Here is a 21,266-nt window from a genome sequence, read left to right as displayed (position 1 = left end):
ATGTCCTTACCCTTGCTTGCGATTGCGGGCTGGAGTGGAACCGGTAAAACGACGCTGTTACAGCAGGTGATACCCATTCTCAGCAGTAAAGGGATTCGTGCCGGGCTGATTAAGCACACACATCATCAGATGGATGTGGACACGCCAGGTAAAGACAGCTACCTGCTCAGAAAAGCGGGTGCCCATCAGGTGATGGTGGCCAGTTCGGAGAGATGGGCATTGATGTGTGAAACACCGGAAAAGCCGTCGATTGATCTGCCTTATCTGCTCAGCCGTATGGATCACTCTGCGCTGGAGATCGTGCTGGTTGAGGGCTTTAAAGAGGAATCCGTACCTAAAATTATTTTATGGCGTGCAGGGATCAAGGGCGGAATTGATGAACTGCTTGATGAGCATGTGATCGCTGTCGCCAGCGACCAGAAACTGGCCCTGCACGTGCCGGTTCTGGATATAAATTGCCCAAATAGCGTTGCAGATTTCATTGTGGATTGGATGGGAAAGTGCTGAAGCCGGTAAATTCAGCGTGTTTTTCACGATCTGCAGACGTAAAAAAGCCCCGCACTCTCGTGCGGGGCTTCTTCACTTATATAATGCCTGGCAGTTCCCTACTCTCGCATGGGGAGACCCCACACTACCATCGGCGCTACGGCGTTTCACTTCTGAGTTCGGCATGGGGTCAGGTGGGACCACCGCGCTAAAGCCGCCAGGCAGATTCTGTTCTCCGCGCCGCCCGTGAAGGCCGCGCAGATATATCCGGTAACAAGCTGAAAATCGTGTCTCTCAAAAACGCCTCTGGCGTTGTAAGGTTAAGCCTCACGGGTCATTAGTACCGGTTAGCTCAACGCATCGCTGCGCTTACACACCCGGCCTATCAACGTCGTAGTCTTCAACGTCCCTTCAGGACTCTCAAGGAGTCAGGGAGAACTCATCTCGGGGCAAGTTTCGTGCTTAGATGCTTTCAGCACTTATCTTTTCCGCACTTAGCTACCGGGCAATGCCATTGGCATGACAACCCGAACACCAGTGGTGCGTTCACTCCGGTCCTCTCGTACTAGGAGCAACCCCCCTCAATTCTCCAGCGCCCACGGCAGATAGGGACCGAACTGTCTCACGACGTTCTAAACCCAGCTCGCGTACCACTTTAAACGGCGAACAGCCGTACCCTTGGGACCTACTTCAGCCCCAGGATGTGATGAGCCGACATCGAGGTGCCAAACACCGCCGTCGATATGAACTCTTGGGCGGTATCAGCCTGTTATCCCCGGAGTACCTTTTATCCGTTGAGCGATGGCCCTTCCATTCAGAACCACCGGATCACTATGACCTGCTTTCGCACCTGCTCGAGCCGTCACTCTCGCAGTCAAGCCAGCTTATGCCATTGCACTAACCTCACGATGTCCGACCGTGATTAGCTGACCTTCGTGCTCCTCCGTTACTCTTTAGGAGGAGACCGCCCCAGTCAAACTACCCACCAGACACTGTCCGCAGCCCGGATCACGGGCCTACGTTAGAACATCAAACATTAAAGGGTGGTATTTCAAGGTTGGCTCCACGCGAACTGGCGTCCGCGCTTCAAAGCCTCCCACCTATCCTACACATCAAGGCTCAATGTTCAGTGTCAAGCTGTAGTAAAGGTTCACGGGGTCTTTCCGTCTTGCCGCGGGTACACTGCATCTTCACAGCGAGTTCAATTTCACTGAGTCTCGGGTGGAGACAGCCTGGCCATCATTACGCCATTCGTGCAGGTCGGAACTTACCCGACAAGGAATTTCGCTACCTTAGGACCGTTATAGTTACGGCCGCCGTTTACCGGGGCTTCGATCAAGAGCTTCTCCTTACGGATAACCCCATCAATTAACCTTCCGGCACCGGGCAGGCGTCACACCGTATACGTCCACTTTCGTGTTTGCACAGTGCTGTGTTTTTAATAAACAGTTGCAGCCAGCTGGTATCTTCGACTGGCTTCGGCTCGGGGAGCAAGTCCCTCCACCTACGCGCCAGCGTGCCTTCTCCCGAAGTTACGGCACCATTTTGCCTAGTTCCTTCACCCGAGTTCTCTCAAGCGCCTTGGTATTCTCTACCTGACCACCTGTGTCGGTTTGGGGTACGATTCTGTGTTACCTGATGCTTAGAGGCTTTTCCTGGAAGCTGGGCATTTATCACTTCAGCACCGTAGTGCCTCGTCGTCACGCCTCAGCGTTGATAAGGGACCGGATTTACCTGGACCCTCCGCCTACACGCTTAAACCGGGACAACCGTCGCCCGGCTGATATAGCCTTCTCCGTCCCCCCTTCGCAGTAACACCGAGTACAGGAATATTAACCTGTTTCCCATCGACTACGCCTTTCGGCCTCGCCTTAGGGGTCGACTCACCCTGCTCCGATTAACGTTGAACAGGAACCCTTGGTCTTCCGGCGAGCGGGCTTTTCACCCGCTTTATCGTTACTTATGTCAGCATTCGCACTTCTGATACCTCCAGCATGCCTCACAGCACACCTTCGACGGCTTACAGAACGCTCCCCTACCCAACAACACATAGTGTCGCTGCCGCAGCTTCGGTGCATGGTTTAGCCCCGTTACATCTTCCGCGCAGGCCGACTCGACCAGTGAGCTATTACGCTTTCTTTAAATGATGGCTGCTTCTAAGCCAACATCCTGGCTGTCTGTGCCTTCCCACATCGTTTCCCACTTAACCATGACTTTGGGACCTTAGCTGGCGGTCTGGGTTGTTTCCCTCTTCACGACGGACGTTAGCACCCGCCGTGTGTCTCCCGTGATAACATTCTCCGGTATTCGCAGTTTGCATCGGGTTGGTAAGCCGGGATGGCCCCCTAGCCGAAACAGTGCTCTACCCCCGGAGATGAGTTCACGAGGCGCTACCTAAATAGCTTTCGGGGAGAACCAGCTATCTCCCGGTTTGATTGGCCTTTCACCCCCAGCCACAGGTCATCCGCTAATTTTTCAACATTAGTCGGTTCGGTCCTCCAGTTAGTGTTACCCAACCTTCAACCTGCCCATGGCTAGATCACCGGGTTTCGGGTCTATACCCTGCAACTTAACGCCCAGTTAAGACTCGGTTTCCCTGCGGCTCCCCTATACGGTTAACCTTGCTACAGAATATAAGTCGCTGACCCATTATACAAAAGGTACGCAGTCACCCCCATAAAGAAGGCTCCCACTGCTTGTACGTACACGGTTTCAGGTTCTGTTTCACTCCCCTCGCCGGGGTTCTTTTCGCCTTTCCCTCACGGTACTGGTTCACTATCGGTCAGTCAGGAGTATTTAGCCTTGGAGGATGGTCCCCCCATATTCAGACAGGATACCACGTGTCCCGCCTTACTCATCGAGCTCACAGCATATGCGCTTTTGTGTACGGGAGTATCACCCTGTACCCTGCGACTTTCCAGACGCTTCCACTAACACACATGCTGATTCAGGCTCTGGGCTGCTCCCCGTTCGCTCGCCGCTACTGGGGGAATCTCGGTTGATTTCTTTTCCTCGGGGTACTTAGATGTTTCAGTTCCCCCGGTTCGCCTTGCAGCACTATGTATTCATGCTGCAATGATGCACAGAGTGCACCGGGTTTCCCCATTCGGACATCGACGGCTGTAGCGGTTCATATCACCTTACCGTCGCTTTACGCAGATTAGCACGTCCTTCATCGCCTCTGACTGCCTGGGCATCCACCGTGTACGCTTAGTCGCTTAACCTCACAACCCACAGGCGTTTTACAACGCTGCGAGCTGCAAGCATTTGAGAGACTCGAACGTGTCGCGCTTTTCATTCTTATTACGGAGAATGAAAACGACACGTCGTTTCAATTTTCAGCTTGTTCCGGATTGTTAAAGAGCAAATATCTCAAACGCGCCACGGCTGCTTACGCAACCAGAACGGTTTTGAGATACTGTATGGAGACATCTTTCACCTGTCACCAAGCAGGTGGCGTCCCCTAGGGGATTCGAACCCCTGTTGCCGCCGTGAAAGGGCGGAGTCCTAACCGCTAGACGAAGGGGACACGATAGTGTCACGACTTCGCAGCCGTCCTGCTCATTACTTTTTATCAGACAATCTGTGTGGACACTGCGCGGGAAGGTATCTTCAGGTAAGGAGGTGATCCAACCGCAGGTTCCCCTACGGTTACCTTGTTACGACTTCACCCCAGTCATGAATCACAAAGTGGTAAGCGCCCTCCCGAAGGTTAAGCTACCTACTTCTTTTGCAACCCACTCCCATGGTGTGACGGGCGGTGTGTACAAGGCCCGGGAACGTATTCACCGTGGCATTCTGATCCACGATTACTAGCGATTCCGACTTCACGGAGTCGAGTTGCAGACTCCGATCCGGACTACGACGCACTTTGTGAGGTCCGCTTGCTCTCGCGAGGTCGCTTCTCTTTGTATGCGCCATTGTAGCACGTGTGTAGCCCTACTCGTAAGGGCCATGATGACTTGACGTCATCCCCACCTTCCTCCGGTTTATCACCGGCAGTCTCCTTTGAGTTCCCGCCATCACGCGCTGGCAACAAAGGATAAGGGTTGCGCTCGTTGCGGGACTTAACCCAACATTTCACAACACGAGCTGACGACAGCCATGCAGCACCTGTCTCAGAGTTCCCGAAGGCACCAATCCATCTCTGGAAAGTTCTCTGGATGTCAAGAGTAGGTAAGGTTCTTCGCGTTGCATCGAATTAAACCACATGCTCCACCGCTTGTGCGGGCCCCCGTCAATTCATTTGAGTTTTAACCTTGCGGCCGTACTCCCCAGGCGGTCGACTTAACGCGTTAGCTCCGGAAGCCACTCCTCAAGGGAACAACCTCCAAGTCGACATCGTTTACGGCGTGGACTACCAGGGTATCTAATCCTGTTTGCTCCCCACGCTTTCGCACCTGAGCGTCAGTCTTTGTCCAGGGGGCCGCCTTCGCCACCGGTATTCCTCCAGATCTCTACGCATTTCACCGCTACACCTGGAATTCTACCCCCCTCTACAAGACTCAAGCCTGCCAGTTTCAAATGCAGTTCCCAGGTTAAGCCCGGGGATTTCACATCTGACTTAACAGACCGCCTGCGTGCGCTTTACGCCCAGTAATTCCGATTAACGCTTGCACCCTCCGTATTACCGCGGCTGCTGGCACGGAGTTAGCCGGTGCTTCTTCTGCGGGTAACGTCAATCGATGCGGTTATTAACCACATCGCCTTCCTCCCCGCTGAAAGTACTTTACAACCCGAAGGCCTTCTTCATACACGCGGCATGGCTGCATCAGGCTTGCGCCCATTGTGCAATATTCCCCACTGCTGCCTCCCGTAGGAGTCTGGACCGTGTCTCAGTTCCAGTGTGGCTGGTCATCCTCTCAGACCAGCTAGGGATCGTCGCCTAGGTGGGCCATTACCCCGCCTACTAGCTAATCCCATCTGGGTTCATCCGATAGTGAGAGGCCCGAAGGTCCCCCTCTTTGGTCTTGCGACGTTATGCGGTATTAGCCACCGTTTCCAGTGGTTATCCCCCTCTATCGGGCAGATCCCCAGACATTACTCACCCGTCCGCCACTCGTCACCCAAGAGCAAGCTCTCTGTGCTACCGTCCGACTTGCATGTGTTAGGCCTGCCGCCAGCGTTCAATCTGAGCCATGATCAAACTCTTCAATTTAAGTTTGATTTGCTTAAACAAGTTAAGCGGTGCTCATCTGTAAAACGTCATAATGAATTTCATTATGTGTTCACTCGTGAGGCTTTGATATTTTGTTGCGTCCTAAGACGCTGATATCAATCCTGCGAGTGCCCACACAGATTGTCTGATAAATTGTTAAAGAGCAGTGCGAACAGTGCGTTAGCGTCCTGTCGCGAGGTGGCGTATATTACGCTTTCCTCCTGCAGAGTCAACCTCTATTTCAGAAGTTTTTCTCCGGCGGCTCAGTCTCCTGTGCCTCTCAGCCCGTTTCCCGTTGCCGGTGTTCCGTGTCGATGGAGGCGCATTATAGGGAGTTTCCTCAGGCTGACAAGTGTTTCTTCGAATTAATTTACTGAGCGCCTCTTTTTTAAACGAACGGCTTAAAAAGAGACGTTTCATGGCCGAATAACGCACAAAAGTGGCAACGAAACGTTGTAAAGAGACCTGCCGTTGCCGATTGCGGGTGCTATTATTTTGCTTCTTCTCGCAGGATAACCCCAGGAAGGACACTCAATGATAAAATCCGCGCGCAGCATGGCTGGTTTGCCATGGATAGCTGCTATGGCCTTTTTCATGCAGTCACTCGACGCCACCATACTGAACACTGCCCTGCCCGCTATCGCCACCAGCCTCGACCGTTCTCCCCTTGCCATGCAATCCGCCGTCATCAGTTACACCCTGACTGTCGCTATGCTGATTCCGGTCAGCGGCTGGCTCGCCGATCGCTTCGGCACGCGCAAAGTGTTTATTGTGGCGGTATCGCTGTTCACCCTTGGCTCACTGGCTTGTGCACTCTCACCGACGCTTTCGGTGCTGGTCATATCGCGCATCGTACAGGGCGTCGGTGGCGCAATGATGATGCCGGTCGCGCGACTGGCACTGTTACGTGCCTATCCACGCAGTGAACTGCTGCCGGTACTCAACTTTGTGACCATGCCAGGTTTAGTCGGGCCGATACTGGGCCCGATGCTGGGTGGCGTACTCGTCACTTACGCAACCTGGCACTGGATCTTCCTGATTAATATCCCGATTGGCATTCTCGGCATTATCTACGCACGCAAATATATGCCGGACTTCACCACACCTAAGCGCCGCTTCGACTTTTTCGGCTTCATATTATTCGGGGCTGGACTGGTGATGATCTCGATTGGGATTGAGCTGTTCGGTGAGCGGATTGTTTCTGCCTGGCTAGCCGGCGGGATATTACTCAGCGGGATCGTGCTTTTACTCCTCTATATAGTGCATGCCCGAAATCACCCTTCACCGCTGATCAATTTGCCGATGTTTAAAACCCGGACATTCTCAGTCGGCATCGTCGGCAACATTGCCTCGCGTCTCGGCACCGGCTGTGTGCCCTTTTTAATGCCGCTCATGTTGCAGGTTGGGTTTGGCTTTTCCGCAATTATCGCAGGCTGCATGATGGCGCCAACCGCCCTTGGTTCGATACTGGCGAAGTCGACGGTGACACAACTGCTGCGCTGGCTGGGCTATCGCCGTCTGCTGGTCGGCATTACCGCCATTATTGGCATTCTGATCGCCAGCTTCTCTCTGCAGTCACCCGCCGAAAGCATCTTTGTACTGTTGCTTCCGCTGTTTATCCTCGGCATGGCGATGTCTACACAGTTCACCGCCATGAACACCATTACTCTGGCCGACCTGGATGATGATAACGCCAGCGGGGGTAACAGCGTGCTGGCCGTGACACAGCAGTTAGCAATCAGCTTTGGTGTGGCCGTCAGCGCTGCGGTGCTGCGCTTCTATCAGGAGTTTGAAACCAGCACCATTTCACAGTTCCACGCCACGTTTCTGACCATGGGTGTCGTTACCGTGCTTTCGGCGCTGACCTTTATGCTGCTGAAAAACGGGGATGGCCGTAATCTGATCAGTAATCGCGACAAGAAGAAGAAGCGCTAAACTGAACCCCGCACCACCAGTTCCGGCGTCAGCACCAGCGTTTGCTGGCTGGCGTCGGGATCGCTGAGACGATGAATTAAGGTGTCTATCGCCAGTTCACCCAGCGCATCTTTAGGCTGATGGATGGTACTGAGTGGCGGAGTGAGATAACGCGCCAGTTCGATATCGTCATATCCCATGACCGCCATCTGTTGCGGAACCCGCATACCGGCCTGATAGAGAGCGTGATAAACGCCGACCGCCATCGCATCGTTACTGGTGAATACGGCTTCCGGCGGCGTTTCCAGCGCCAGCAACTCGACCATCCCGTTATAGCCTCCCTGAAATTCAAAGTCACCATTCACCACATAGCCGGGCAGAATCTCCAGGCCACTCTTTGTCATGGCGTTGCGATAACCTTCCAGGCGCATACGTGCCGGGGTTTTATCCTGCGGACCGGCGATACAGGCGATGCGAGTGTAACCGCTGTCGATAAGGTGCTGCGTCGCCAGCTCTCCGCCCAGCAGCGCGTTATCCTGAATAATGTCACCGCGGCCTTCAAAGGGCGCCCAGTCCATCATCACCGTAGGTATAGAAGGATAACGGTTCAGAATATCTGCCGAGGGCAGGTGACTTTCAGTGCACATGATCAGCAAACCATCGACGCGCTTCTGCATCAGCGTCTCCAGGCTGCGATTCATCCGCTCCTCATCACCCGCCGTGTTACAGAGAATCAGGCTATAGCCACGCTGATAGCAGCTCTCCTCCACACCCCGCACCACTTCGGCATAAAAGGGGTTACTACTGGTGGTCAGCAGCATACCGATGGTGTGCGTCTGATTGATTTTCAGACTGCGCGCCAGCGCAGAAGGGGCGTAGTTAAGGTGGCGGATGGCCTGCTCAACTTTTTCCCGTACGCCTTCACTGACAAAGCGATTGTTATTGATCACGTGCGAGACAGTGGAGGTAGAGACGCCCGCCAGGCGAGCGACATCTTTCATGGTGCTCAAGTGCTTAGCCCTGCTGCTGCAAAAAATCATCGATCTCCGCGCGCCACGGCACGGAGGGCTGCGCACCCGAGCGGGTAACGGCAATAGCGGCGGCGGCATGGGCAAATCGCACCGCGTCGTACATTGGCTTCTGCTCCAGTCGCGCGGTAATAAAGGCACCGTTAAAGGTGTCACCCGCCGCGATAGTGTCGATAGCTTTAACGCTGAAGCCCGCGATGCGCTGACCTTCACCCTGCTCGCTCAGCCAGACACCGCGGCGACCGAGCGTAATCAGTACCGTGCCGATGCCTTTGGCATGCAGCACTTCCGCAGCGCGAGCCGCATCTTCATCGTTGTTGACCGCAATGCCGGTCAGACTCTCGGCTTCGGTCTCATTCGGCGTAATAATGTCGATCAGCGCCAGCAGCTCATCTGAGAGACGGGTAGCGGGTGCCGGATTGAGAATAACCTGCGTCTGATGCTGTCGGGCGAAGGTCGCGGCGGCCAGCACGCTTTCCAGCGGCGATTCCAGCTGCATTAATAGTGCATCGGCATCGGCGATAACCTGCTGATGACGCGTTACGCAATCGGGAGTTAACGCCGCGTTTGCACCGGAGTAGATGCCGATGTTGTTTTCACCGTCACCGTTGACGAAAATCATCGCCACACCGGTCGACTCACCCCCGACAACCTCGACCGGCGAGGTATCAATATTGTCCTGTGTGAGCTGCTCACGAATACGTTCGCCAATGTCGTCAGCGCCCACACAGGCGATAAATGCGATATCGGCACCGGCACGACCAGCGGCTACCGCCTGATTTGCACCTTTACCGCCAAACGCAATCTGATAATTCTGCCCGATCACCGTTTCACCGGGACGAGGAAAGTGCGCCAGATTAAGGATGTGGTCAGCGTTGATGCTGCCAAGAACGGCCAGTTTTGCGTTTTTGCTCATTAGGGGAGTCCGGAATAAGTGCGCCACCGGGAGGGTGGCGCGGTGCCCTGCTTTTCTTTGAGTTATTGAGTGACCAGCTTCAGGTCGACCGGATTGACCGCCTGCACTTTTTCACCCTTCAGCACTTTATCAGCGGTATCCACGCCGATCATGCCAATTTTTTCTGGCATCTGTGCCACAGTCGCAGACAGTTTGCCAGCTTCTACGGCTTTAACGCCATCAGCCGTGCCGTCAAAACCCACCACGATCACACCCGTTTTTCCGGCGGTCTGCAGTGCACGCAGTGCACCCAGTGCCATTTCGTCGTTCTGCGCGAATACCGCCTGAACATCCGGGTGTGCCTGCAGCAGGTTCTGCATTACGTTCAGACCTTTAGTACGGTCAAAGTCAGCAGGCTGGCTGGCAAGGATCTGGAATTTATGCGCATCAGCGGCCTGTTTGAAGCCTTCGCCACGTTCACGGGCAGCAGATGTGCCGGCAATGCCCTGCAGTTCGATAATTTTGGCGTTTTCGCCCACTTTTTTGGCGATAAAGTCACCGGCCATTTTGCCGCCGAAGCGGTTGTCAGAAGCGACATGGCTGACAACGGTGCCCTGAGCTGCAACACGATCCAGGGTGATAACCGGAATCTTCGCCTGGTTAGCCATCTTCACGGCGTTACCCACGGCATCAGAGTCGGTCGGGTTGATCAGCAGCAGCTTCGTGCCGCGAACGGTCAGATCCTGCACGTTCGCCAGCTCTTTCGCCGGGTTATTCTGTGAATCCAGCACCACCAGGTTGTAGCCCAGTTTATCGGCTTCTTTCTGTGCACCCTCTTTCAGCGAAACAAAGAACGGGTTGTTCAGGGTTGAGACCACCAGCGCGATGGTATCTTTTGCCATAGCGCTGGTACTGAGCGTTGCGCCGAGGATCATGGCCAGTGCGGTTAACTTTTTCATCTTGTTATCCTGTGTAAGGTCAGAGTTATTTACTGCTTTTATTATCCACCAGCACCGCCAGCAGGATGACTACCGCTTTAACGATCATCTGGTAGTAGGAAGAGACGCCCATCAGGTTCAGGCCGTTGTTCAGGAAGCCGAGAATCAGCGCGCCAATCAGGGTGCCGAAAATACGGCCTTTACCGCCGGCCAGGCTGGTTCCGCCCAGCACGACCGCAGCAATTGCATCCAGTTCATAGCCGGTGCCCGCTGTCGGCTGTGCTGAAGAGAGGCGCGCAACTTCAATGGTGCCCGCCAGCGCAGCCAGCATGCCACTCAGTGAATAGACGATAATTTTGACGCGATTCACATTGATGCCAGAGAGACGCGTTGCCGCTTCATTACCACCCAGTGCATAGATATAGCGGCCCAGGCGGGTGTGTTGCAGCATGTACCATGCGGCAATAAAGACCAGCGCCATCAGCCAGACCGGCGCAGGGATACCCAGTGGGCGACCAATACCAAACCAGCCCAGCAGATCGGCATTGGCACTGAAGCCGGTGTTAATCGGGCTGCCGTCGGTGTAGACCATGGTCACACCGCGCAGCAATAACATCATGACCAGCGTGGCGATAAAGGCCTGTACCTTGCCGCGTGCCACAATGGTGCCGGTCAGGCCACCGATTGCCGCGCCCAGTGCCAGCGAAGCCGCCACCGCGACCAGCGCATTGACTTCCATGCCCACCAGCGATGCACCCACTGCGCCCGTCAGGGCCAGCAAAGAACCCACAGAGAGGTCAATGCCTGAGGTCAGGATCACCAGCGTCATCCCGACGGCCATAATGGCGTTAACCGAGGTCTGCTGCAGAATGTTGAACAGGTTCGCCACGGTAAAGAAGTTCGGACTCTGGCTGGCCACCACGGCGATCAGCACCATCAGCGCAATCAGTGACTTCTGTTCCAGCAGCCAGCTTTTGCTAAACCAGCGACGGCTGGCCGGTAAAGTTTGGGTCGTCATACCACTAAATCCTCGCTGTGTTGCTTGCCTACGGCGGCTGCCATCAGGCTTTCCTGAGTGGCCTCTTCTCGGGTAAATTCGCCGCTGATACGGCCTTCATGCATCACCAGAATCCGATCGCTCATGCCCAGCACTTCCGGCATTTCCGAGGAGACCAGGATGATGCTCAGCCCTTCGGCTTTAAACTGGTTAATCAGTTGGTAGATCTCTTTCTTCGCACCGACATCCACACCGCGTGTCGGTTCATCCAGAATCAGCACGTTGGGCCGGGTCATCAGACCGCGGGCAATCGCCACTTTCTGCTGGTTGCCGCCCGAAAGCAGGCCAATCGGCTGCTCCATAGACGGCGTTTTAACATTGAACAGACGGATAAAATCGCCCACCGCCAGCTGCTCTGCTGCATGTTTCAGCGTGCCGCTGCCGTGACTGAAATAGCGCAAGGCCGTCAGAGACATGTTCTCTTTTACTGACATGCCCAACACCAGGCCATCACGCTTACGATCTTCGGAGATATAGACGATGCCATTCGCCAGTCCATCCTGCGGAGAACGCGTCACGACTTCCCGGCCATTGAGCCACAGATTGCCTTCGCGACGCGGCAATGCGCCGTACAGCACCTTCATCAGTTCGGTACGCCCCGCACCCATCAGGCCAGAAACGCCGAGGATTTCACCTTTGCGCAGGCTGAAGCTGACGTTCTCTACACCTGGTCCGCTCACGTTCTCCACTTTCAGTCGCACATCGCCTGGCGCCTGATCGATATGAGGATATTGATCTTCCAGCTTACGTCCGACCATCATCTCGATGAGGCTCTCTTCGGTCAGCTCGCTGACCGGACGTTCAGCAATAAACTGGCCGTCGCGGAACACCGTGACGTCATCGCAGATCTCAAAGATCTCTTTCATGCGATGCGAGATATAGACGATGCCGCAGCCCTGCGCTTTCAGTTCGTTGATCACGCGGAATAGAGACAGCGTCTCGGTATCGGTCAGCGCATCGGTCGGTTCATCCATAATGATGACCTGTGATTCGAAGCTCAGGACTTTGGCGATTTCGACCATTTGCTGATCGCCAATCGACAGATCCCCGACCAGCTTGTGGCTGTTGAAGCGCAGATTAAGACGTTTAAGCAGCGCATCCGCTTCGGCATACATACGCGGCCACTGAATACGGCCAAAACGACCTACATATTCGCGACCGAGAAAGATATTCTCCGCCACGGTTAACTGAGGGATCAGGTTCAGTTCCTGATGGATGATGCCAATGCCCGCTTCCTGAGACGCTTTCGGTCCACTGAAACGGGTCTCTTTGCCGAGCCAGCGCAGCGTACCGGCATCATATTGATAGATCCCGGTCAGCACTTTCATCATGGTGGACTTGCCTGCGCCATTCTCGCCCACCAGCGCCATCACGCGTCCTGCCCGAACATTCAGCGATGCACCCTTGAGGGCTTTCACACCCGGAAAGGATTTTTCAATGCCGTCGAGTTGCAGTAAAGGTTGCATAGCGGCCTCAGAAGGTCACACCGGCGCTGAGGATGACATTCGCAAACGGAGAACACTCTCCGCTGCGAATGACCGCCTGACTACGCTGCGTTTGTTGTTTGAATTGTTCATGACTGGTGTAGCTGATGGTGATGATATTCCCCTGGTGCTGTTGCAAGGCTTCGAGCACAGCGACAAGCGCACTATGAAGTTGCGGATTATGCTGCTTAATCTCTTCCGCGATCAGGGCGCTCTCTACCTGCATCTCCAGTGCGACAGCATTCACCACCTGCATAAAATCGGGCGTACCCGGCGTGAGCGCTAAGTCGATACGCTGCGGTCCTGCCGGAATCGGCAAGCCTGCATCGGCAATCGTCAGCGTATCCGTGTGTCCCAGGCGGGCAATCACATGAGAGAGTTCAGCGTTTAACAGGCGACCTTTTTTCATCTTTTCACTCCACAGCGAAACGTTTCGCTGATGGGAGTGTATGAAAAGCCGCCATCAACTCAACGGGCAAAGAAGAAATCTGTGATCGCCATCGAAACGTTTCGCTCACGCGAGGGGAAATTTGCATTAAGGCGGGGAACGGGCAGAAAAAAGGGCCGCAAATGCGACCCTGAAGCAAAAGATTAAGGCAGCTTTTTAACCTGCTTAACGTCCATCTCAATGCTGTTGAAATCTTTATCCAGTTCACCCGTGAGCTCTACGTTATCTTTGGGCGTGATTGTCTGGCCGTTCCAGTGCTTGTGGTCGATTTCGACTTTCATGGTGCCGGTCTGGTCGCGGAACAGATAATCTTCTTTGCCGGTCTGTTTCTCCAGCTTGCCGCGCACGGTGATCCAGCTGTCATCTTTCATCTCTTCAGCCTGCTTCACGGTCACCACACTGGTGTGGTCTGCACTAAAGCCACCCTGTCCGGCTGCTGACTGTGTCTGTGTGGCTGGCGCGCTGGGATCAACAAATCCGCCCTGCTGCGCAGCGAAAACCGGGGCGGAAGCCAGCATAACGACGGCCAGAATTGCAGCATGCTTTTTCATGGTGTACCTCTTTTCAGTGGTGTTTTCGGTTTGAATACGCCCAGTTGACCACAGAGTTCTTAACAGCTTCTTAAGCGTTAAAAATAAGCGATTTTCGCCGAAATCAGCTGTACACCAGGGAAGTTGCTTCGTATAAAGCGCTATCGGAACAGGGAGACGTGATGCGTATTTTACTGATTGAAGACGATCGCTTAATTGGCGACGGTATCAAAGCGGGGCTAAGTAAGCTGGGCTTTAGCGTTGACTGGTTTATGTCTGGTGAGTCCGGCTTTAACGCGCTGGAGGCCGCACCCTGGGATGCGGTGATTCTGGATCTTTCACTGCCCGAGCGGGATGGACTCGATATCCTGCGGGAGTGGCGACAGCAGGGCAACGATGTGCCGGTACTGATACTGACCGCCCGCGATGCGCTCGATCAGCGGGTCAAAGGCCTGCAGCTGGGCGCTGATGACTATCTATGCAAGCCTTTTGCCTTAACCGAAGTGGCCGCTCGCTTACAGGCGCTGATCCGCCGCCGTCACGGCCAGCTGCAGCCCGAACTCCGTCACGGTAACGTGGTGCTGATCCACGGCAGCCACAGTGTGATGCGCGAGGGTGAGACGATTGCGTTGAAAAGTCGTGAACTGGCGCTGCTGGAACTCTTTATGCGCAATCCAGGCCGGGTGCTGACGCGTAGCCAGCTGGAAGAGAAGCTCTACAGCTGGGACGCCGACGTCTCCAGCAATGCGGTGGAAGTGCATATCCATCATCTGCGTAAAAAGCTGGGCAGCACATTTATCCGCACGCTGCATGGCGTCGGTTATACGCTGGGGGCCGCCGAATGCGATCAATGAGTCTGTTTCTGCGGCTGGGCATCGGTTTTGTGCTGCTGCTCGGCCTCTGCTGGGCCAGTGCCAGCCTGAGTGCCTGGCATCAGACGCGTGAAACCCTGGATGAGCTCTTTGATACCCAGCAGATGCTACTGGCTAAGCGTCTGCTGACGCTGGATTTCTCCTCGCTGGACAATACCACACTGCCCAGAACCAAAGAGATGCTGCGCCACCATCGTGGCGAACAGGATGATGATGCACTGGCCTTTGCTGTCTTCACGCGTGACGGCAGGCAGGTGATGAATGATGGCGACAACGGCCGTTATCTGCCGTTTGAGGCGGAGCATCAGGGATTTCATGAAGGGCAGCTCACCAATGACGACGATCGCTGGCGATTCGTCTGGCTGACCACGCCTGATAAGCAGTTCCGGGTGGTGGTGGGCCAGGAGTCGGAATACCGCGATGACATGACGCGGGATCTGATGAAGGCCAGCATGTTGCCCTGGCTAATCGCGCTGCCTTTAATGTTGCTTCTGCTTATCGGTCTGGTCTGGTCTGAACTGCGGCCGCTGAAGACGCTGGCAAAACAACTGGCGCAGCGTTCGGCCGATGATGATACGCCGCTACAGGCAGACCGCGTGCCAAAAGAGGTGCAACCGCTGATGGTCGCGCTCAATGGTCTGTTCAGCCGCATTAGCGCCATGATGCAGCGTGAACGCCGCTTTACCTCCGATGCCGCGCATGAACTGCGCAGTCCGCTGGCCGCGCTGCAGGTGCAAAGCGAAGTGATCCAGCTGACTGCAGATGACGAAGTCATGCGAACCCATGCGCTGCAGCAGCTGGATGCCGGGATTGTCCGCGCAACGCGGCTGGTGGATCAGTTGCTGACGCTCTCGCGGGTTGAAGCCGATGATGTGCGCAGCGCCTTCGAACCTGTGTCGCTGAAACGCACGGTGCAGGACACGCTCGCCGCACAGCTGCCTCTGGCGGACAAAAACGGTGTGACGCTGCGCCTTCTCGCAGAGGTCGATCCGCTGATTCAGGGGCATCCGCTGTTACTGTCACTGCTGGTGCGGAATCTGCTGGATAACGCCATTCGCTACACGCCAGCAGGCAGTGAAGTTGATGTGCGGTTGCAGGCAAACAGCCTGTCGGTGGAGGATAATGGCGAGGGTCTGAGTGCAGCGGATCTGCAACGGCTCGGAGAACGTTTCTGGAGACCGCCGGGCCAGGAGAAGAGTGGTAGCGGGCTGGGATTATCGATAGTCCGCAACATTGCCCAGCTGCACGGGATGAACGTCACCTTCAGCCAGCGATCCGGCGGCGGATTATGCGTCACGCTGCGCTGGTCAGCGCCCGCCCCGTAAGGCGGACGCTGCAGATCAAATCTCGACCTGAGTGCCCAGCTCGATCACCCGGTTTGGGGGGATCTCAAACTGGTCTGGCGCACGGAGCGCATTGCGCTGCAGCGCCAGGAAGAGTTTGCCGCGCAGGCGCAGATACCACGGACGTTTGCCGATGATCAGCGATTCATGTGACATGAAGAACGACGTCTCCATCATGCGGCAGTTAAGACCTTCCAGACCGCAGCGGTGGAAAATCTCCTCGACGTTTGGCGTTTCGCGCCAGCCGTAGCTCGCCACCACGCGCCAGAAAGTCGGCGACAGCTGCTCAATAGTGACGCGACGCACGTTGTGCACGTAAGGCGCATCTTCAGTTCGCAACGTCAGCAGCACCACCCGCTCATGCAACACTTTGTTATGCTTGAGGTTATGCAGCATGGCAAATGGAATCACATTCAGTGCACGTGACATATAGACCGCCGTGCCCGGTACGCGAACCGGCGGCGATTTCTCCAGTGACGCGATCATTGCCTCCAGGGAGTTGCCATGTTCGTGCATACGGCGCAGCAGGCGGAAACGCTCGCTTTTCCACGTCGTCATAATGATAAACATCACCAGGCCGAGACAGAGCGGCAACCAGCCACCGGAGAAGATTTTCACCAGGTTGGCGGTAAACAGCGGCACGTCAATGCAGAGCATCAATACCAGGATGACGGCAACCGCCAGCTTGTTCCAGTGCCAGTTTTTAACCGCCACGGTGCAGGAGAGCATCGCCGTCAGCACCATGGTGCCAGTCACCGCAATACCGTAGGCGGCAGCCAGATTACTTGAATGCTCAAAGCTGATAATCACAATCAGCACCGCGAAATAGAGCACCCAGTTGATTACCGGAATATAAATCTGACCCGATTCACGCTCAGAGGTGTGGATGATGCGCATACCTGGCAGATAGCCCAGTCGCACCGCCTGACGCGTCAGCGAGAAGACACCTGAGATCACCGCCTGCGAGGCGATAACGGTGGCCAGGGTCGCCAGAATCAGCATCGGGATCAGCGCCCATTCCGGCGCCAGCAGGAAGAAGGGGTTTTTAATCGCTTTAGGGTCGCTGAGTAACAGCGCACCCTGACCAAAATAGTTCAGTGCCAGCGACGGCAGTACCACCGAGAACCAGGCCAGTCGAATCGGCACTTTACCGAAGTGCCCCATATCGGCATAGAGCGCTTCAACCCCGGTAATCGCCAGCACCACCGCGCCAAGCGCGAAGAATGAGACAGATTTATAGTGCACGAAGAATTCGACCGCATAAGCGGGATTCAGCGCATGCAGCACTTCCGGATTTTTCATGATGCCGCTGACCCCAAGGATCGCCAGCACAAGGAACCAGACCAGCATCACCGGCGCGAAGAGTTTGCCCACCATGCCGGTGCCATGTTTCTGAATCGCAAACAGCAGCGTCAGCACCGCAATCGACATCGGCACGATAAAAGGATCCAGCGACGGCGCGGCAATCTCCAGGCCTTCAATAGCGGACATCACCGAAATGGCTGGCGTGATCACCACTTCCCCATAGAAGAAGCTGCCTCCAATCAGGCCCATGATCACCAGTACTGCCGTGGCCCGCGCACCGGTATGGCGGCCAGCCAGCGACATCAGTGTCAGTATCCCGCCTTCACCGGCGTTGTCGGCACGCATCACATAGCTGATGTATTTCAGTGAGACCACCAGCACCAGCAGCCAGAAAATCAGCGACAGAAAGCCAAACACCGCTTCCCGCTCAACGCCGAAGCCAAACTGTCCGGAGAGACATTCACGCAAGGTATACAGCGGACTGGTGCCGATATCCCCGTAAACAACACCAATGGCGGCCAGCGTTAATCCGCGAAGTGACTGCTTATTATCCGAGCTCATAGAGTTATCTTTTGTTGGAGTCTAAGAGGCGCGAAAACCCCTCGCTCAGGCCATCAAAAAGCGCACAGTATGCACGGTTTAGCGAAAATTCCTATACCCGCTTCGCCTCGCTGGCAGGGTAACGGGGTCACTTCTGGCGATAAAGCGTTAATTAGCGTTGCTTTTAATCCAGGCAAACCTTCTGAAACAAAAAAGCTGACAGCTATCAACGCTTTCACGCATGATGATCTATAGAGTAAAGCGCTTGCTTAAGCGCGGCGGCCCGACGATCGTAAGGACAGTGAAGTGATTATGGCTCAACCCCATCTTTTGGCAGAAAGAATTTCTCGCCTCAGCAATGCGTTAGAAAAAGGATTGTATGAGCGGCATCATGCCATACGCCTTTGCCTGCTCGCGGCGCTGAGTGGTGAAAGTGTGTTCCTGCTGGGACCGCCAGGCATCGCCAAGAGCCTGATTGCCCGTCGCCTCAAATATGCCTTTCAGCACGCCCGCGCTTTTGAATATCTGATGACCCGTTTCTCCACACCGGAAGAGGTGTTTGGTCCGCTCTCCATTCAGGCGCTGAAAGATGAAGGGCGCTATCAGCGTCTGACCAAAGGGTATCTGCCCGACGCCGAGATTGTTTTTCTGGATGAGATCTGGAAAGCGGGGCCGGCGATTCTCAATACGCTGCTGACAGCTATTAATGAGCGCCGCTTCCGCAATGGCGACAGCGAAGAGACCATCCCGATGCGGCTGCTGGTCACCGCCTCCAATGAACTGCCGGAAGCGGATAGCGGTCTTGAAGCGCTCTATGATCGGATGCTGATCCGCCTGTGGCTGGATAATGTGCATGAGAAACAGAACTTCCGCAGCATGCTGACGCACCAGCAGGATGAGCACACCAATCCGGTCGCGGAGTCCCTGCGCATCAGTGATGAAGAGTATGCACAGTGGCAGCTCGGCATCAGCCAGGTCAGTCTGCCCGATGCGGTGTTTGAGCTGATTTATCAGCTGCGTCAGCAGCTGGAGAGCCAGCCCGCCGCGCCTTACATTTCCGATCGTCGCTGGAAAAAAGCGATTCATCTGTTGCAGGCCAGCGCCTTCTATAGCGGTCGCAACACCATTGCACCGATAGACCTGATCCTGCTGAAAGATTGTCTCTGGCATGACGTTGCGTCCATGCAACTGCTGGAGCGCGAAATCGACCTGTTAATGACGCAGCACGCCTGGCAGCAGCAACCGATGCTGATGAAACTGCAGCAGATCAAAGCTCGCCGCATGGCCCTCCAGCAACAGCAGAGCATCGCGCAGGCAATCACCCTGGAAAAACACAGCGGCATGTTCAGCCGCAAACCCCATTACGATCTGCCAGAAAGCTTTACCGATGAGCAACTGACGCTGATGCTGCAAAAACCGCTGATGCTGCATGACATGCAGGTAAGTCATCTGGTGATCGCGCGTGATGCCCTGAATCAGTGGCTGCAAAAAGGCGGCGAGGTTCGCGGCAAGCTCAATGGGATTGGCTTTGCGCAGAGCCTGGATTTACACGTGGATGCACAGCATTGTCTGGCTATCCGTGATGTCAGCCTGCAATCGTCGCGCCTGACACTGCCAGGCGTCAGCAGCAGCGAGCCGCTGCCCGGTGAAATCACCGACGCGCTGGATGCACTGGAGAGTGAACTGCGGTCGCAGCGACATCAGTTCAGTCAGCATCAGCGCTGCCTGTTTATCAGTGATGACTGGCTGGCGCGGGTTGAAACCAGTCTGCAGGATGTGGCGGAACAGCTGAAACAGGCGCGTAAATGATCTCAGTGGAGACGCTCAGCACACTGCTCTCAGTGGGGGAAACCGAACTGATTGAAGAGCTGATCATTGCTCTGCTGGCGTCGCCCCAGCTTGCGCTGTTTTTTGAAAAGTTTCCCGGGCTGAAGAAAGCGCTGCTGCGCGATGTACCGCGCTGGCGAGCCGAAATCACAGCCGATCTCAAAGCCACACCGGTTCCGGCCACGCTGGCCGAAGAGTTTCAGCTGTTCCAGCGGGTACAACTTCTCAGCGATCGTGACTTCAGCCACCAGCTGAATGCCACACTTCAGGCACTTGAAAGCCTGCCGTCCCCCTTTCTGGATGAAGCTAACCGGCTGCTGCAACATACCGATATCGCTCATCTCAGCAGCGCGCAGCACCAGCTTTTTCTGCAGCGCTGGCGGCTGAGCCTGACCTTACAGACGCTGACGCTGAATCAGCAGTTGCTGGAACAGCAGCGCGAACGTCTGCTGGCGGAACTGCAGCAGCGCATGGCACTGAGCGGCCAGCTGGCACCGATTCTGGGCGACGATGATGAAGCTGCCGCGGGTCGGTTGTGGGACATGAGTAAAGCGTCACTGCAGCCTGGCGACTATCAGTTGATGCTGCAATATGGTGACTTTCTGGCTCAGCAGCCGGAGCTGCTGAAACTGGCCCAGCAGCTGGGTCGCAGCCGCGAGGCAAAATCGGTGCCGTCGCAGGATGCCCCGATGGAAGCTTTTCACCATCTGGTGCAGGAGCCTGCGTCCGTGCCGGAAGAGGTCAGCGGCATTCATCAGAGCGATGACGTACTGCGTCTGTTGCCGCCGGAGTTAGCGGCGCTGAGCATCAGCGAACTGGAGCTGGAATTTTATCGGCGGCTGGTCGAGAAACGACTGCTGACCTACAAGCTGCAGGGCGATGCCTGGCATGAAAAGGTGACGATGCGTCCGGCCAGCCACCAGCAACATGAAGAGCAGCCACGCGGGCCATTTATCGTCTGCGTTGATACCTCCGGTTCGATGGGTGGCTTCAATGAGCGCTGTGCCAAAGCGTTTTGTCTGGCGCTACTGAAGGTCGCGCTGGCCGACCGTCGTCGCTGCTACATCATGCTCTTTGCCCATGAGGTGATTGGCTATGAGCTGACCGGTGATGACGGGCTGGAACAGGCGATTCGTTTTCTCAGTCAACGTTTTCGCGGCGGCACCGATCTGGCTGCCTGTCTATCCTCTGTTGTCACCCGAATGGAAGGCGCACTGTGGCAGGAAGCCGATGCGGTGATCGTCTCCGATTTTATTGCCCAGCGTCTGCCGGAAGAGGTGATCGGGGCGATTAAAAAGCGTCAGCGACACAATCAGCAACGTTTTCATGCCGTGGCGATGTCGACCCACGGGAAACCAGGTATTCTGCGCATCTTTGACCATATCTGGCGCTTCGATACCGGCATGAAAAGCCGCCTGCTACGCCACTGGCGCCGTTAAGT

At 55.5% G+C, this 21,266-nt stretch carries 14 protein-coding genes, 1 tRNA gene and 3 rRNA genes; 6 read left to right on the top strand and 12 right to left on the bottom strand.

What is annotated here, in order from left to right; genetic code table 11:
• The gene (gene mobB / locus KTJ90_RS00380; protein ID WP_008926976.1) at positions 1-507 is read left to right on the top strand and encodes a molybdopterin-guanine dinucleotide biosynthesis protein MobB; all 507 of its coding nucleotides are present in this window, start codon (positions 1-3) and stop codon (positions 505-507) included.
• Positions 508-592: 85 nt separating this feature from the next.
• On the opposite strand, the gene rrf is transcribed toward mobB, so the two are convergent.
• The 4 genes from rrf to KTJ90_RS00360 all read right to left on the bottom strand — a co-directional run bounded on the left by rrf (position 593) and on the right by KTJ90_RS00360 (position 5,644).
• Positions 593-708 (bottom strand): 5S ribosomal RNA (rrf, locus tag KTJ90_RS00375).
• 94 nt (positions 709-802) lie between these two features.
• A 23S ribosomal RNA gene (locus KTJ90_RS00370) occupies positions 803-3,710 on the bottom strand.
• A gap of 230 nt (positions 3,711-3,940) precedes the next feature.
• Positions 3,941-4,015: transfer RNA gene (locus KTJ90_RS00365), tRNA-Glu, on the bottom strand.
• A gap of 88 nt (positions 4,016-4,103) precedes the next feature.
• A 16S ribosomal RNA gene (locus tag KTJ90_RS00360) occupies positions 4,104-5,644 on the bottom strand.
• The 16S, 23S and 5S rRNA genes sit together here with 1 tRNA gene alongside, the layout of an rRNA operon.
• Positions 5,645-6,178: 534 nt before the next feature.
• Here KTJ90_RS00360 and mdtD point away from each other — a divergent pair.
• Positions 6,179-7,579: an MFS transporter gene (gene mdtD, locus KTJ90_RS00355; protein WP_499025762.1), complete on the top strand. Its 1,401-nt coding sequence runs from the start codon at positions 6,179-6,181 to the stop codon at positions 7,577-7,579.
• Here mdtD and rbsR read toward each other — a convergent pair.
• From rbsR to KTJ90_RS00320, 7 genes are all read right to left on the bottom strand, one after another.
• Positions 7,576-8,559 (bottom strand): ribose operon transcriptional repressor RbsR, encoded by a 984-nt coding sequence (gene rbsR, locus KTJ90_RS00350; protein ID WP_090966667.1) that lies wholly within the window; start codon positions 8,557-8,559, stop codon positions 7,576-7,578. The genes mdtD and rbsR overlap by 4 nt on opposite strands.
• A 13-nt stretch (positions 8,560-8,572) precedes the next feature.
• Positions 8,573-9,502, bottom strand: coding sequence for a ribokinase (gene rbsK, locus KTJ90_RS00345; protein ID WP_136197167.1), 930 nt, complete (start codon positions 9,500-9,502; stop codon positions 8,573-8,575).
• Between the two features lie 62 nt (positions 9,503-9,564).
• Positions 9,565-10,440 (bottom strand): ribose ABC transporter substrate-binding protein RbsB, encoded by an 876-nt coding sequence (gene rbsB, locus KTJ90_RS00340; RefSeq protein ID WP_003849477.1) that lies wholly within the window; start codon positions 10,438-10,440, stop codon positions 9,565-9,567.
• A gap of 25 nt (positions 10,441-10,465) precedes the next feature.
• Positions 10,466-11,437 carry a ribose ABC transporter permease gene (gene rbsC, locus KTJ90_RS00335; protein WP_003849479.1) on the bottom strand — a complete coding sequence of 324 codons (972 nt, stop codon included), beginning with the start codon at positions 11,435-11,437 and terminating at the stop codon, positions 10,466-10,468.
• Positions 11,434-12,942 carry a ribose ABC transporter ATP-binding protein RbsA gene (gene rbsA, locus KTJ90_RS00330; protein WP_003849481.1) on the bottom strand — a complete coding sequence of 503 codons (1,509 nt, stop codon included), beginning with the start codon at positions 12,940-12,942 and terminating at the stop codon, positions 11,434-11,436. The genes rbsC and rbsA overlap by 4 nt, the downstream gene beginning before the upstream one ends.
• A gap of 7 nt (positions 12,943-12,949) precedes the next feature.
• On the bottom strand, positions 12,950-13,369 hold the full coding sequence (gene rbsD, locus KTJ90_RS00325) for a D-ribose pyranase (protein ID WP_003849483.1): 420 nt from the start codon (positions 13,367-13,369) through the stop codon (positions 12,950-12,952).
• 182 nt (positions 13,370-13,551) lie between these two features.
• Complete coding sequence (locus KTJ90_RS00320; protein ID WP_003849484.1) at positions 13,552-13,959, bottom strand: YgiW/YdeI family stress tolerance OB fold protein; 408 nt, start codon at positions 13,957-13,959, stop codon at positions 13,552-13,554.
• Positions 13,960-14,120: 161 nt separating this feature from the next.
• Between KTJ90_RS00320 and qseB the strand changes: the two genes are divergently transcribed.
• Together qseB and qseC are read left to right on the top strand one after the other, a co-directional pair.
• Positions 14,121-14,792, top strand: a complete 672-nt coding sequence (gene qseB / locus KTJ90_RS00315; RefSeq protein ID WP_499025757.1) for a quorum sensing response regulator transcription factor QseB — start codon at positions 14,121-14,123, stop codon at positions 14,790-14,792.
• A complete protein-coding gene (gene qseC / locus KTJ90_RS00310; protein ID WP_499025755.1) occupies positions 14,780-16,135 on the top strand; it encodes a sensor histidine kinase family protein in 1,356 nt (451 codons plus the stop codon). The genes qseB and qseC overlap by 13 nt, the downstream gene beginning before the upstream one ends.
• A gap of 15 nt (positions 16,136-16,150) precedes the next feature.
• Here qseC and kup read toward each other — a convergent pair whose 3' ends face one another.
• Positions 16,151-18,019 (bottom strand): low affinity potassium transporter Kup, encoded by a 1,869-nt coding sequence (kup, locus tag KTJ90_RS00305; RefSeq protein ID WP_003849489.1) that lies wholly within the window; start codon positions 18,017-18,019, stop codon positions 16,151-16,153.
• Positions 18,020-18,310: 291 nt separating this feature from the next.
• Here kup and ravA point away from each other — a divergent pair, with 291 nt between their 5' ends.
• A complete protein-coding gene (gene ravA, locus KTJ90_RS00300; RefSeq protein WP_033761728.1) occupies positions 18,311-19,807 on the top strand; it encodes an ATPase RavA in 1,497 nt (498 codons plus the stop codon).
• A complete protein-coding gene (gene viaA, locus KTJ90_RS00295) occupies positions 19,804-21,264 on the top strand; it encodes an ATPase RavA stimulator ViaA (RefSeq protein ID WP_110410895.1) in 1,461 nt (486 codons plus the stop codon). The genes ravA and viaA overlap by 4 nt, the downstream gene beginning before the upstream one ends.
• Positions 21,265-21,266: the final 2 nt, after the last annotated feature.

This window comes from Pantoea jilinensis (assembly GCF_019104105.1).
Classification (GTDB): domain Bacteria; phylum Pseudomonadota; class Gammaproteobacteria; order Enterobacterales; family Enterobacteriaceae; genus Pantoea; species Pantoea eucalypti.
Note: the sequence above shows the minus strand (reverse complement) of the source record. Positions and strands in the feature narration are given on the sequence as shown.